Here is a 12,822-nt window from a genome sequence, read left to right as displayed (position 1 = left end):
ATGCCGTTCAGTTAAGCTGAACGGCATTAAGGCATTAAGGCATTAAGGCTTGAAGTCTTAGTCCTGCGCAGCAATCTGGCGCAAGGCCTGCTCAAATACCTCGGGCGGCTGCCCACCTGAGATCAGATGGCGTTCATTGATGATGATCGCCGGCACTGAACTGATGCCTTGCTGGTGATAATAGCGCTCGGTTTCACGCACTTCTTCAGCATAATCGTCAGACGCCAGAATCCGTGCGGCCTCGACCGTATCCAGCCCCACTTCACCCGCCACACGCACCAGCGCTTCGTGCGAAGCCGGGCTTTCACCCTTGCTGAAATACAGCTCAAACAGCGCCACTTTCAGCGCATGCTGGTGCCCTTGCAGTTCAGCCCAATGCAGCAGGCGATGTGCATCGAAGGTATTGTAGATGCGGCTGCGTGTTGCCATGTTGAATTCAAAGCCCAGCTCTGCGCCACGCGCCCGTATCATTTCGCGGGTCTTGGCGGTCTGCTCCTGTGTTGCACCATATTTTTCAGCCAGATGCTCAGCAATGTCCTGCCCTTCCGGCACCATGGCCGGATTAAGCTCAAAAGGCTGGAAATGCAATTGCACAGTGGCATTATCACCCACTCGATCTATGGCTTGCTCTAGCGACTTGAGCCCTATGATGCACCAAGGGCATGACACGTCTGAGACGAAGTCGATTCTGATTTCTTTACTCATGTTATTTGACTTTCTGCTGCCAGGCCATATGCCGCAGCTATCAACGCAGTTTTAAATTCATAGTGCCTCAGATAAGATCTCAGGTACCGATATGCCAAGCTATATGCGCACTTTATCAGTCAATTCAAGTGTCTGCTGCCGGACGCTGCTACGCCAGCCACCTACAAATTGATACACATGAGTTTTCTTTGCAAATTAATATATATGCATTAAAAAACAGATAAGCCCACTTTTTTTATGCATATATGGCTATATCTACCAGCCTACAGGCCTGATCATTGCTTACTTTGAAGCAAAAAATTTTGCCCAAGCTTTACTGAACCATAAGCGCAGCACAGAATCATCCCTAGTACTCACTTGCCACACTCACCCACGCATTAGCGAAGGAAAAGACAAATGACAGAAGATGAAATCCGCCGTAACGCCTTTGCAATGCCCTATTCCAATACTGCTTTCCCGCCCGGGCCTTATCGCTTTACGGACAGGGAATACCTGATCATTACCTACCGTACTGATCCTGAGTTGCTGGAAAAAATCATTCCAGCACCATTAAAGTTGGCAGAGCCTGTCGTCAAGTTTGAGTTCATCAACATGCCAGACTCAACAGGGTTCGGGCATTATTGCGAGTCCGGCCAGGTCATCCCTGTGACGCTGGATGGCGTGCATGGAGCTTACGTTCACAGCATGTATCTGAACGACCACCCACCGATTGCGGCAGGGCGTGAGTTGTGGGGCTTTCCTAAAAAACTGGGTGACCCCGAACTCAGGGTCCATAAAGACACGCTGGTTGGTACGCTGGATTACAGCGATTTCCGCATCGCCACAGGAACCATGGGTTTCAAGCATACCAAGCTTGATCACGCTGCCGTCAAGGCAGGCATGGAAATTCCGAATTTTTTATTAAAAATCATCCCCCATGTCGATGGCACACCCCGCATTTGCGAACTGGTGCAGTACCAGCTCACCGATGTCACTGTCAAAGGTGCATGGGGTGGGCCAGGTGCACTTGATTTGCACCCGCACGCCCTTGCCCCCATCGCTGGCTTGCCAGTGCTCGAAGTATTATCTGCAGTTCATATCCTTTCTGACCTGACTCTGCCCTACGGCACAGTTGCGTACGATTACCTCGCCACCACCAAGAAATAAGCAAATAAAGGAATTCACATGCTACTCAATAATAAAGTCGCCCTCATCACCGGTGCTGCCAGCGGCATAGGCAAAGAAATCGCCATAGAATACGCCAAGCAAGGCGCAAAAATTGTTATCGCCGACATGGCCCTGGAAGCAGCACAAGCCACCGCCAAAGAAATCGAAGCATCTGGCGGCACCGCCATGGCAGTCGCCATGAATGTGACTGACGAAACACAGGTCGATAAAGGCGTGGCTGACGCAGTCGCTGCCTACGGCAACATCGACATCCTGATCAGCAATGCAGGCATACAGATCATCAGCCCCCTGGTCGATCTGAGTCTGGATAACTGGAAAAAAATGCTCGCTATCCATCTGGACGGCGCATTCCTGACCACCCGCGCCTGCATGCGTTCGATGATCGCTGGCGGCAAAGGCGGCAGCGTGATCTACATGGGCTCAGTCCATTCCCATGAAGCCTCCCCACTGAAAGCCCCTTACGTCACCGCCAAGCACGGCCTGATCGGTCTGGCAAAAACCGTTGCCAAGGAAGGTGCCAAAAACAATATCCGCGCCAACGTCATCTGCCCAGGCTTTGTCCGCACCCCACTGGTCGATAAACAAATCCCGGAACAGGCAAAAGAACTCGGCATCACAGAAGAAGAAGTCATCAAGAACGTCATGCTCAAGGAAACTGTCGATGGCGAATTCACGACCGTGCAAGACGTCGCCCAAACGGCGCTATTCCTGGCAGCCTTTGGCACCAATGCATTGACGGGTCAATCCATCACGGTTAGTCATGGGTGGCATATGCAGTAAGTTGGTTTTCTGTGAAATGCATCAGTCCGTCGTTCAGATTTGTACACAACTATCAACCTTCGGGCGGAATTAAAATCAGGCGGTGCTGATGCGTTTCCACACTAAAAATCAAAGACACTTAAATCCCAAAGACTCTATAGAGCATTCTGTTTAATGTAAGAGCATTGCTAAATGCTCTTGAAAATGGTGAAAGTAAAAATTGTAGCTTTGAGAGGCAAGTGCAGGTTGAGCATTATTCTGCCTAATTTGCATGCGAAAGGATGTCTTGTGCCTTTACCAGCACATAACCCGGTTTATGAGTCAATTTAAGTACATCCTTTTCATGACCGGATACATGACCAATCAGCAGATTGATTAGTGGCAGCAATCCTCCCACACCCGGAATTAACTGGTCAGTTGAAACTCCATATGCAGATATACCGAAACCTAATAGTCCATAAGTTGATTTCCAAAAACGAGCAGAACTTTTTTGCGTTATACTTAACTCGGATTTCACCTCTTCAACTTGTTCACGCAATTCTTGAACAAATTCATTAGAAGCACCCAAATCATCATCTTCTTGCCCTGATCCAATCGCGAGTACCTTTGCCATTTTTTCTCGAAACATTGGCAATGCATCAGCCGCTTCTTGCCGCAATTCTAGTATTTGCATAGCATCTAGCTCACTGACCCAAGGTACCTGAATTGATCTATCACGATCCAGCATCATGAGTTGCCGACGATCTGAAAATCTTCCCTCTTGGTGAAGAATTCCAGCCATTCCAATTCTAGAGTTGGAAAACATAGAGCCACCAAACAACGACGCATCTCGGCTAACCCACATTGCGGATCGCACTTGGCTATAAATAATTGCCTCTCTCGAATCTCTTAAATTTGGAATTCTCTCTTCAGGAAAAATATTGTGCATCATCAATGATGGCTCAAAGAAATTCCCCGTATCTATGGTGTAATTTCCGTTTTTTTTGTCAGAAAATTTAACTTCGCGAGGGAATTTTTTGGCTAATTCTTTGGCAATCAAAGCTACATTATTGTCAAAACTTGATGTGCAGCCCTCGCATGTCGATCGCCATGGAGATCGAAAACGTACAATACCAGCAAAAATTAACGGTGCAAGCCTTGCGAGCACCAGCGTGTCAGCAACAATTTCGTTTAGTTTTTCGTTGGTAACACGCCCGAAATCAACGAATTTTTCTGAAATAGTATCCGTTAGCCAAATACGATCTGAAATTAATCCCATACTCCGAATCAATCGATCTGCCGCCTGAAGGCGGCAGGCCAAGTCTGCGCATGCTCCACTCCCATCAAAAAGATCAAGCCCTCCATGAAGATGGACGTCAAATTGCAATGAGCTGGCTTTAATGGGTATTTTGCTAAAACTATTAATCTCGTACGCGATTGACTGATCTCGAAGATCCTTCATCATAGATTTTATGATTTTACGCAAATGCATCCAATTGCTAGATTCTGTGTATGCAGTAACTAATAGACAAACCGCTGGAGGAACATCAGGTAAATCTTCGAGCATATATCCACCCTTCGTTAATTCACAGTTAGTATTCCGTTCTATATAAGGTTTCGACTAGCGCTGACGCTCTTTCTCCCACAAAACATCACTCCCCCCCGCAAATCTATTCAACACCCGCGACAACACAAACAGCAAATCAGACAAGCGGTTCATATACTGCCTCGGAGCATCGTTAATGGTCTCGGCGTTGCCGACGCTAACGATGGCGCGTTCTGCGCGGCGGCAGACGGTGCGGCAGACGTTGGCGATGGCGGCGGCGCGGGAGCCTCCGGGCAGGATGAAGTCTTTTAGTGGTGGCAGGTCGGCATTGTATTTTTCCAGCAGCGCATCAAGTCTTTCGACCTGTGCGTCAGTGATCATGGTGTAGCCGGGGATGCAGAGTTCGCCGCCCATGTCGAACAGGTCGTGCTGGATGGAAAACAATTCCTGCTTCATCTGCTCTGGCATGTCTTCGCACAGCAGGACGCCAATCTGTGAATTGAGTTCGTCCACGTCACCCATGGCGTGCACGCGCAGGGCGTCTTTGGCGATGCGGCTGCCGTCACCCAGGCCAGTGGTGCCTTTGTCGCCGGTACGCGTTGCGATTTTTGAGAGTCGATTACCCATGGCAAATAAAATAAGTAAAAAATAAATAAGGAAGTGTGAAAGGATACGGCAAAATTTGCCTCAGCACAGCATATACAGCATATCTGGTATTACCGCGTGATTGCCCGGCATCATTGCCCTGCTTGCGTCTTATCAATATAATCGCGCCATGACACTTACACAATTATTCGCCGCGATTCGCGCTTCTTATATTGCCGTGCTTGCGGCTGCTGTTAATAAAGACAATGTCCATGCTGAACCAGCCTACCGTAATGCTGATGGCACGCTCACCGTGGAAGGCAACCCCGTCTTACCCTGCCGGGCAGACTGGATACCTGCAGAGGGTGAATTTGCTGGGCAGTCACACACGGTGGATGCCAAGACCCAGCTGGAATTTGAACCCCTGAGTTTTCAACTGTCGGCTACTGAAGTGAGTATTGTTCCCTTCACCTGGGACTGGCTGCCCTTGCAGATCAGCGGGCTGACGCCTGAGCTTGCCGAGGCCACACTGGTGCAATGGTTCACGACGTGGTTTGATGGTGAGGATAAAAATCCCAAGAATGCTGAAGGCCTGTATGGTGTAGTGCATTTCATGTCTGCCATCGTGCCAGAAGGCGATGGGCTGCAAGTCAGCATTGATCTTGGCTCGGTGTCAGAAGCCGCTGTTGAAGATTTGCTATTCAAATTGTCGGACGCCAACGCGCAAGCCGTGCAATTGGGATAAGTGCCCGGCTGCAGAATGCCCCTTGGTACCGTCTGGTACCGCTTAGTAACTCAGCCCGAGCAACCTGGGCTTGAGTGTGAATTGCCACCGGCAAATAAAATAAGCCAGGAACTTTGAAAGGATACGGCAAAATTTGGCAGGACACAGCATAATAGAGGCCACCATCACCAGTACGGACCGCATTATGAACCATCCTGCCATTTTGGCGAGTGTCAGAAAGCCCCTGCCCGCCGGTTTGCTGCATGCCTTGCAAGCCCTGCTGGAAGACCGTTGCAGCATCGCCCTGGCGGTGCGTGAGCATCATGGTCGCGATGAATCCTCCTATGACCCCATGCCACCAGAAGCCGTGGTATTTGCCCAGAGCACGCAAGAGGTCGCCGAGGTTGTCAAGCTGTGTCATGCGCATGATGTGCCTGTCATACCCTATGGTGCCGGTTCGTCGCTGGAAGGACATATCCTGGCCCTGCATGGCGGTGTGACGATAGATTTGTCGCAGATGAACAAGATGATTGCGATACATGCCGAGGATTTGACGGCTACCGTGCAGGCTGGCGTGACGCGCAAGCAGTTGAATACCGAGATCCGTGATACTGGCCTGTTCTTCCCCATCGACCCTGGTGCAGATGCCAGCCTGGGTGGCATGGCAGCCACGCGGGCGTCGGGCACAAATGCGGTGCGCTATGGCACCATGCGTGAAAACGTCATGGCGTTGACGGTGGTGACGGCAGATGGCCGCATCATACGCACGGGTTCGCGTGCCAAGAAGTCATCTGCAGGGTACGATTTGACGCGGGTGTTTGTTGGCAGCGAGGGCACGCTGGGCATTATCACCGAGGTGACGGTCAAGCTTTATCCTTTGCCAGAAGCAATCTCGGCTGCAGTGTGCAGCTTTCCTGATAATACAGATGCGGTGAATACCGTTATCCAGACCATACAGATGGGTGTGCCAATTGCGCGGGTAGAATTCCTAGATGCGAATGGCGTGCGCGCCATCAACGCGCATGACAAGCTCAACTTGCCTGTCAAGCCTTTGCTGCTGTTTGAATTTCATGGAACAGAACATGGTGTCAAGGAACAGGCAGAACTGGTACAGGAGATTGCCGCCGCCAACGGTGCGGGTGATTTTGAATGGGCGACCCGGCCAGAAGACCGCAGCCGCCTTTGGGCTGCGCGACATAATGCTTATTTTGCCTTGTTGCAATTACGGCCCGGTTCGCGTTCGATTTCTACCGATTGCTGCGTACCGATTTCACGCCTGGCTGAGTGTATCAGCGAAACCCAGATTGATTGTGAAAATCACGGCATTACCTATTCCATCATCGGCCACGTCGGTGATGGCAACTTCCATGTGCTGATGCTGGTAGACCCGGACAGCCAGGATGAAATTGCAGTGGCAGAATCCATCAACCAGCGCATGGTGACGCGTGCAATTGCCATGGATGGTACCTGCACGGGCGAGCATGGCGTGGGTATACACAAGATGGGATTTTTGATTGAAGAACATGGGGTAGATGCAATACACATGATGCGTATGCTCAAGCATGCGTTTGATCCAAAGAATATTTTAAATCCCGGCAAGATTATTGCGTGGGATGAAGCAAAAGAGTAAACAAAGATTCTTGTCGGCTTATCGACGAAAACCATTCACCACAGAGACACGGAGACACAGAGTAAGCACAGAGAAAAGCAAATGAAGAATATGCAGAATTCCTCTGTGTCTTTATTGCGATGATCTGATTTACTGGTGACTTTTTGAAATGTGTTTGAATGCGCTACATAAAACAAATCAGGAAAGAGTATGGCAACACGATTACCACCGGTACATGCATTATCTGCTTTTGAGGCTGCGGCGCGGCATAGTTCTTTTGCGGTGGCGGCTGAAGAGCTGTGCATCACGCCTTCTGCGCTGTCGCACCGCATACGTTTATTGGAAGAGCATTTGTGTGAACGTGTCTTTGTACGTGAAGGGCGCAGTGTCACGCTGACTGAATTTGGCAGGCGTTATCTGGATGTTGTGCGGGTGGCCTTGCGCACCTTGTCTGATTTCCCGCTACCGAACAAGGTTACGCAAAGCCAGTTACGTGTCAAGGTAACGGTGCCGCCGACGTTTGCACGCTATATGTTCATGCCACACCTGGCCAGTTTTACTGAGGCACATCCGGAGATAGAGATTGAAGTCTATCTGTTTGTGCCGCTGTACGACTTGAGCCTGTCAGAAAGCGATGTCGAGATACGTTTTGGTGCGGGTGAATATCCTAACCTGGTGACCAAGAAATTATTCGTCGAACCCAGCTTTGTCGTCGCCAGCCCGGCATATTTAAAAACCTTGCCATCCATACAAACACCTGCAGATTTGCGTCATGCCAAACTCTTGCGGTCAGCACTGGAACCATGGCAACCATGGTTTGAAGTCGCGGGCCTGGACTGGCCTGAGCCGACTACTGGTTTGCGTGTTGACGATCTGGGCTTGTTGCTGGAAGCTGTCAAGCATGGTCATGGCGTGGGCCTGACCCGCCAGCAATTTGCCCAGGATATGATCAGCAAGGGTGAAGTCGTGCGCGTGTTTGATACGCAACTTGCAACGCCACCACATGCCTATTATCTGGTGCATGAGGCGCAGGCAAATATACGGCCTGAGGTGCAATTGTTTATTGACTGGATGAAGACGACTTATCAGCAGGCGTAGTGGTAGGGATGCGCTCGGCACGTTTTGTAGGGTGCGCCATGCGCACCGTTTTTGAAATATTTGCATGCTCTTGGGAGCTATGGATTGATGCAAACAATGGTGCGCACGGCGCACCCTACAAACTTGCTCAGATTAATAAATTACGGTGACGCTGGCAAAGGGATAATCGTAGGGCGCAATATATTGCGCCGCATGTGTGCCTCACGCACGGCATAAATATTTATCCGGAGACTTGGAACACCATGCGGCGCATTGCAATGCGCCCTACGTTACGGCGATGCTTGAAAATATAAGGGCATCACGTTTTGTAGGGTGCGCCGTGCGCACCGTTTTTTAGACATGGACCTGCCTTCCACATCTTTAAAGTTTGATGCAAACGAATGGTGCGCATGGCGCACCCTGCAAGTTTTTCACACTAAACCACCCTGGTACTCTCCTTCCCTGGCTGCTCTATCTGCTGCTGCAAAACCAGCCATTTATCCAGTGGCATAGGACGGGCGAACAGGAAGCCTTGCATGGATGCGCAGCCATTGGCGATCAAAAATTCTGCCTGCTCTTTGGTTTCCACCCCTTCTGCCACGACGCGCAAACCCAGGTGCGAAGCCATGGATAAAATGGATTGCACGATGGCCGTGCCATTCGCGTCACCCGGCGTATCTTGCACAAAGCTCTTGTCTATCTTGAGCTCGTACAAAGGCAGGCGCTTGAGGTAAGCAAGGCTGGAATAGCCGGTACCAAAATCGTCAATGGAAAAGCGTATGCCCAGGGTCGTCAATTCCAGCATGCGGGCGATGGTATCTTGCAGGTTGTCGATGAGCAGGCCTTCTGTCACTTCCAGTATCAGGCGTGTTGGAGGTGCACCTGTATAGCGCAATACGCGCCTGACTTTTTCAACAAAATCGGGCTGGCGGAATTGCTTGGGGCTGACATTGACTGACAAGGGGATGTCCCAACCAGCCTCATGCAATTGCAGCAAGGCCAGGCAGCCCTGTTCCATGACCCAGTCACCCAGGCGCAAGATCATGCCTGATTCTTCTGCCACCGGGATGAATAAGGCGGGCGAGATAAAGCCGCGCTCAGGATGTATCCAGCGCATCAGCATTTCACCGCCAACTGGCCTGCCCAGGCGGTCTACCTGGGCCTGTATGTACATGTGCAGATGCCCGCCAGAGATCGCTTCACCCAGTTCCCTTTCCATGGTCAGTCTTTGCTCGACCTCGGTTTGCATGCCGGTTTCGTAAAAGGCGATTTGATTGCGACCGCTGCTCTTGGCACGGTACATGGCTGTGTCAGCTTCACGCAGCAAGTCGTGTGAATTTTGATTTTCACGCGGCAACAGGGTCACACCTATGCTGCAGGTGGTGCTGTATTGCAGGCCATTGATATCAAAAAATTGCGATATCGAATGGCGTATCTTTTCTGCCACGGCTTGTGCTGCATGGGCACCCGCCGCTACATTATTGGATATATGACAGAGCATGACCACGAACTCATCGCCACCAATATGGGCAACCGTGTCAACCTCACGCAGGCTGCTGCTCAGTCTTTGTGCCACCAGGTTCAGCAGGGCATCACCCACTGCATGACCGCGTGCATCATTGATGTATTTGAAGTGGTCAAGGTCTATGAAGAGGATGGCGCTGACCATATTGCTGCGCCTGGCTGTCGCCAGCAAAATGCTCATGCGGTCAAGCAGCAGGCGGCGGTTAGGCAAGCCTGTCAGTACATCAAAATAAGCGAGCCTGTGGATATGTTCCTGGGCTTTTTTACGGTCACTGATATCGCGCCCAGTGGCGACCCAATGGCTGAACAAGCCTTGATCATCGGCCAGTGGCACAACGTCGGCTTCCATCCAGAATTCACTGCCGTCATGGGTATAGCAAATCAATTCTATGTGTACTGATTCGTAAGACAGCAACGCCTGATTGAGTTTATCGAGTTCATCTGCCTGGGTACGCGGGCCTTGCAAGAATACGGGCGACCTGTCTATCACGTCCTCACTTTTGAAACCAGTCTGGCGCACGAAGGCGTCATTCACAAAGACGATTTTCAGGCGGCGTTTTCCTATTGCATCAATATCCACCTTGATGATCATGACAATGTCATTCAGGCGCGCCACGGCGGCAACAATCAGGCGCAATTCTTCATTCGCAGCCTTCAATGAAGTTTGACCATGCTGTAGTGAGGCAGTGATGACGCGCTGATGTTCTAGTGAACTATCCAGCCTTTGCAACAACACACCGCAAGAGATGGACATGACGGCAGCAATGAAGCTGAAGTTGATGGTCACCACCACCAGTTGCATGAAGGGGTGGGAATCAAAACCATAGACATGCAAATTGGAATCAGATATATAGCCCACCACCAGCAAGCTGACAGAAGACAATATCAAAGCCAGCATGGATAGCCGCATATTGAGCAGCAAAGAAGTCAGTACCGGAAAGGCCAGCAAATAAATCAGGCCCGTCAGACCCACCTTGATCAGGAACCAGACACCAAGCAAATACAGGAAGAGTAAAAAATTCCAGGCGCGCTGCTGATAAGTCAAAAATGGTAGACGCCAGACAGTGGCGACCCAGGCCAGGGCGAAGATATCCACCACCACGACCGACCAGAGGTTTTCACTGATAGCCAGCACAATGCTGGGTATGGCCGTTGCACCACCCAGCGCAAGTACAAAAAACAGGATAGCCGACAACACCTGCTCGCGCCACTGATGAGTTTCCCCCAGTGCCGAAGAGTTCGCCATAAAATTACTGCGGATGAATTGAAAAACAGTCACAAATCCTGTCCTTCTGCAATCACATCACGAAACGGGCCAAACTTGGTTTAGCGGCCGGAACAGTAATACTATACCAACATTTGTCTATTCAGACAGAAAATACGGCCATGCTGGCAAAAAGCGACAAATTGACATTTACACTGGGCAATATTGTAGTTGTACAGTCTTGATGCAAAGGCAGAGTGTCTTGACATGCCTTTGCACCAAGCAGCAAGCACAGAAACTCACTTAATCGACGTTTTTACCCGCTGAGGCACACCACAAAGCAAACCATTGCTCACGGCTGAGGGTGATGGCAGTGGCACTGACGGCCTCTTCAATGGCAGCAATACGGCCTGAACCGCTTAACACCAGCGGCCTGGATGGGTGTTGCAAAATCCAGGCAAGGGCGATAGTGCTGGGGCTGGTATCAAGTTCTGCCGCAATACGGGCCAACACCGTGCTGATGCGCTGGCCGCGTTCATCCTGCTCATGCAAAGGACGGAACAGGCTGCCGCCACCAAGGGCGGACCAGATCATCGGTGCGATACGCAGGCGCTGGCATAAATCCAGCGTGCCATCATGCAGGGGCTGCATATGCAACAAGGACAACTCCACCTGATTGGTCACCAGCGGGAAACGTGATGCCAGCAATTCAAACTGGCTGTTGGTGAAATTGGAGACACCAAAATGCCTGACCTTGCCACTGTCTTGCAATTGCCTGAATGCGCCCGCCATTTCATCAGCATCCATCAGGGGATCTGGCCTGTGTATCAGCAACAAATCCAGCTGTTCTATTTGCATGGCGTGCAAGGATTGTTCGGCAGAAGCAATGATATGTGCGGCACTGGTATCGTAATGCTGCATGCCATGGGCAGGACGATTGTCAGACACCAGTTTGATGCCGCATTTGCTGACGAACTGAAATTTATCGCGCAGATGCGGTGCCAAAGCGATGGCTTCGCCCAGCAGTTGTTCGCTTTCATAATTGCCATAGATGTCTGCCTGGTCTATGGTGTTGATGCCGAGCGCCAAAGCCTGCTCCAGAAATGTCACTCTTTGCTGTGGCGTCATTTGCCAATTCGCGAGCCGCCACAGGCCGAGTACGATGCGGGAAAATTCAGGCCCGTTTGGCGCTATGGCGGAAGTCTGTAAATTAGTCGTCATTGTTGTTTTAGTTGCTGAAATGTGGAGATCAAATCATCGCGTGTGGTGTAGCCAGAAGCGATCATGTGCAGTGCTTCATTATGCACCAGCAACAGCGCAGGGAAGCCGCGTATGCCCCAGTTTTTTGCCTGTTCAAAATGTTCCCGCGTATCTGACAGCGCCATGGGTGAAACCAGCGTCTCGGTAAAGCTGGCAACATCAAAACTGCCCTCGCCTTCAACCCGGTTCATGGCGGTGACTGCCAGTTCAGCCAGGACCGCTGGATCACGCACGTCACGCCCCTCTGCATAGAAACCATGCTGTACCGCATGGAAGACTGCCAATGCAGACTTCCCGGTATCATCGTCAGTCAGGGTGCGCGCTGTTACCACAGCACGGCAGGCGGGCTCAGTGTCATAAATAAAGCCGGACTGCGACATGGCGGTGTCGCTGAAAGGCAGGCTACTACGCTCAGCCACTTGCTGCCAGTGCCCCACGATGGTGGTACGAGTTGCGTCATCCAACACTTGCTTGTTATAGGCGCGCAAACCACCCATGATCAAATCAATTTTTGCGTCAGGCACAGTATCAAGAAAAGCCAGTAATTCTGGCCCAAAGCCATAACACCAGGAACACATGGGGTCGGCGACATATATCAGTTGCGTCATAAGAGTCTCAAAGCATAAATATTGATCGCTTATTGTATAGAAACTTGGGATAGGCTGTCGCCTGCGATTTGGTAG

General features: G+C 50.8%; 11 protein-coding genes. 5 read left to right on the top strand and 6 right to left on the bottom strand.

Going from position 1 to position 12,822, the window contains the following annotated elements; all coding sequences use genetic code 11:
* Positions 1-57 precede the first annotated feature (57 nt).
* Entirely contained in the window at positions 58-705 is a 648-nt protein-coding gene (locus ACO0LD_RS28770) for a DsbA family oxidoreductase (protein ID WP_423012458.1), read from the bottom strand.
* Positions 706-1,101: 396 nt separating this feature from the next.
* On the opposite strand from ACO0LD_RS28770, the gene ACO0LD_RS28765 reads away from it, so the two are divergent.
* Together ACO0LD_RS28765 and ACO0LD_RS28760 are read left to right on the top strand one after the other, a co-directional pair.
* Positions 1,102-1,851, top strand: a complete 750-nt coding sequence (locus ACO0LD_RS28765; protein WP_423012456.1) for an acetoacetate decarboxylase — start codon at positions 1,102-1,104, stop codon at positions 1,849-1,851.
* 18 nt (positions 1,852-1,869) lie between these two features.
* Positions 1,870-2,652, top strand: a complete 783-nt coding sequence (locus ACO0LD_RS28760) for a 3-hydroxybutyrate dehydrogenase (protein ID WP_162060769.1) — start codon at positions 1,870-1,872, stop codon at positions 2,650-2,652.
* 241 nt (positions 2,653-2,893) lie between these two features.
* On the opposite strand, the gene ACO0LD_RS28755 is transcribed toward ACO0LD_RS28760, so the two are convergent.
* Positions 2,894-4,177 carry a hypothetical protein gene (locus ACO0LD_RS28755; protein WP_423012454.1) on the bottom strand — a complete coding sequence of 428 codons (1,284 nt, stop codon included), beginning with the start codon at positions 4,175-4,177 and terminating at the stop codon, positions 2,894-2,896.
* 54 nt (positions 4,178-4,231) lie between these two features.
* A complete protein-coding gene (locus ACO0LD_RS28750; RefSeq protein ID WP_423012452.1) occupies positions 4,232-4,783 on the bottom strand; it encodes a cob(I)yrinic acid a,c-diamide adenosyltransferase in 552 nt (183 codons plus the stop codon).
* A 148-nt stretch (positions 4,784-4,931) separates the two neighbouring features.
* On the opposite strand from ACO0LD_RS28750, the gene ACO0LD_RS28745 reads away from it, so the two are divergent.
* The 3 genes from ACO0LD_RS28745 (at position 4,932) to ACO0LD_RS28735 (ending at position 8,172) form a co-directional block, all read left to right on the top strand.
* Positions 4,932-5,486, top strand: coding sequence for a hypothetical protein (locus ACO0LD_RS28745; protein ID WP_423012450.1), 555 nt, complete (start codon positions 4,932-4,934; stop codon positions 5,484-5,486).
* A 184-nt stretch (positions 5,487-5,670) separates the two neighbouring features.
* Positions 5,671-7,095, top strand: a complete 1,425-nt coding sequence (locus tag ACO0LD_RS28740) for an FAD-binding oxidoreductase (protein ID WP_423012448.1) — start codon at positions 5,671-5,673, stop codon at positions 7,093-7,095.
* A 189-nt stretch (positions 7,096-7,284) separates the two neighbouring features.
* The gene (locus ACO0LD_RS28735; protein ID WP_423012446.1) at positions 7,285-8,172 is read left to right on the top strand and encodes a LysR substrate-binding domain-containing protein; all 888 of its coding nucleotides are present in this window, start codon (positions 7,285-7,287) and stop codon (positions 8,170-8,172) included.
* 415 nt (positions 8,173-8,587) lie between these two features.
* Here the strand turns inward: ACO0LD_RS28735 and ACO0LD_RS28730 are convergent, their stop codons facing one another.
* The 3 genes from ACO0LD_RS28730 to ACO0LD_RS28720 form a co-directional block, all read right to left on the bottom strand.
* Entirely contained in the window at positions 8,588-10,921 is a 2,334-nt protein-coding gene (locus ACO0LD_RS28730) for a putative bifunctional diguanylate cyclase/phosphodiesterase (protein WP_423012444.1), read from the bottom strand.
* A gap of 261 nt (positions 10,922-11,182) precedes the next feature.
* Positions 11,183-12,100 (bottom strand): aldo/keto reductase, encoded by a 918-nt coding sequence (locus ACO0LD_RS28725; RefSeq protein ID WP_423012442.1) that lies wholly within the window; start codon positions 12,098-12,100, stop codon positions 11,183-11,185.
* Positions 12,097-12,747: a DsbA family protein gene (locus ACO0LD_RS28720; RefSeq protein WP_423012440.1), complete on the bottom strand. Its 651-nt coding sequence runs from the start codon at positions 12,745-12,747 to the stop codon at positions 12,097-12,099. The genes ACO0LD_RS28725 and ACO0LD_RS28720 overlap by 4 nt, the downstream gene beginning before the upstream one ends.
* Between the last annotated feature and the right edge of the window lie 75 nt (positions 12,748-12,822).

Origin of the sequence: Undibacterium sp. Ji83W (assembly GCF_049340385.1) — a bacterium.
In the GTDB taxonomy this organism is placed as follows: domain Bacteria; phylum Pseudomonadota; class Gammaproteobacteria; order Burkholderiales; family Burkholderiaceae_D; genus Undibacterium.
The sequence above is the reverse complement of the archived record's forward strand: the minus strand, read 5'-3'. Positions and strand labels throughout refer to the sequence as shown.

Excerpts from the sequence above, each read along its gene's own strand:
- ACO0LD_RS28770 (WP_423012458.1), bottom strand. The coding sequence starts at position 705 with ATGAGTAAAGAAATCAGAATCGACTTCGTCTCAGACGTGTCATGCCCT.
- ACO0LD_RS28765 (WP_423012456.1), top strand. The coding sequence starts at position 1,102 with ATGACAGAAGATGAAATCCGCCGTAACGCCTTTGCAATGCCCTATTCC.
- ACO0LD_RS28760 (WP_162060769.1), top strand. The coding sequence starts at position 1,870 with ATGCTACTCAATAATAAAGTCGCCCTCATCACCGGTGCTGCCAGCGGC.
- ACO0LD_RS28755 (WP_423012454.1), bottom strand. The coding sequence starts at position 4,177 with ATGCTCGAAGATTTACCTGATGTTCCTCCAGCGGTTTGTCTATTAGTT.
- ACO0LD_RS28750 (WP_423012452.1), bottom strand. The coding sequence starts at position 4,783 with ATGGGTAATCGACTCTCAAAAATCGCAACGCGTACCGGCGACAAAGGC.
- ACO0LD_RS28745 (WP_423012450.1), top strand. The coding sequence starts at position 4,932 with ATGACACTTACACAATTATTCGCCGCGATTCGCGCTTCTTATATTGCC.
- ACO0LD_RS28740 (WP_423012448.1), top strand. The coding sequence starts at position 5,671 with ATGAACCATCCTGCCATTTTGGCGAGTGTCAGAAAGCCCCTGCCCGCC.
- ACO0LD_RS28735 (WP_423012446.1), top strand. The coding sequence starts at position 7,285 with ATGGCAACACGATTACCACCGGTACATGCATTATCTGCTTTTGAGGCT.
- ACO0LD_RS28730 (WP_423012444.1), bottom strand. The coding sequence starts at position 10,921 with ATGGCGAACTCTTCGGCACTGGGGGAAACTCATCAGTGGCGCGAGCAG.
- ACO0LD_RS28725 (WP_423012442.1), bottom strand. The coding sequence starts at position 12,100 with ATGACGACTAATTTACAGACTTCCGCCATAGCGCCAAACGGGCCTGAA.
- ACO0LD_RS28720 (WP_423012440.1), bottom strand. The coding sequence starts at position 12,747 with ATGACGCAACTGATATATGTCGCCGACCCCATGTGTTCCTGGTGTTAT.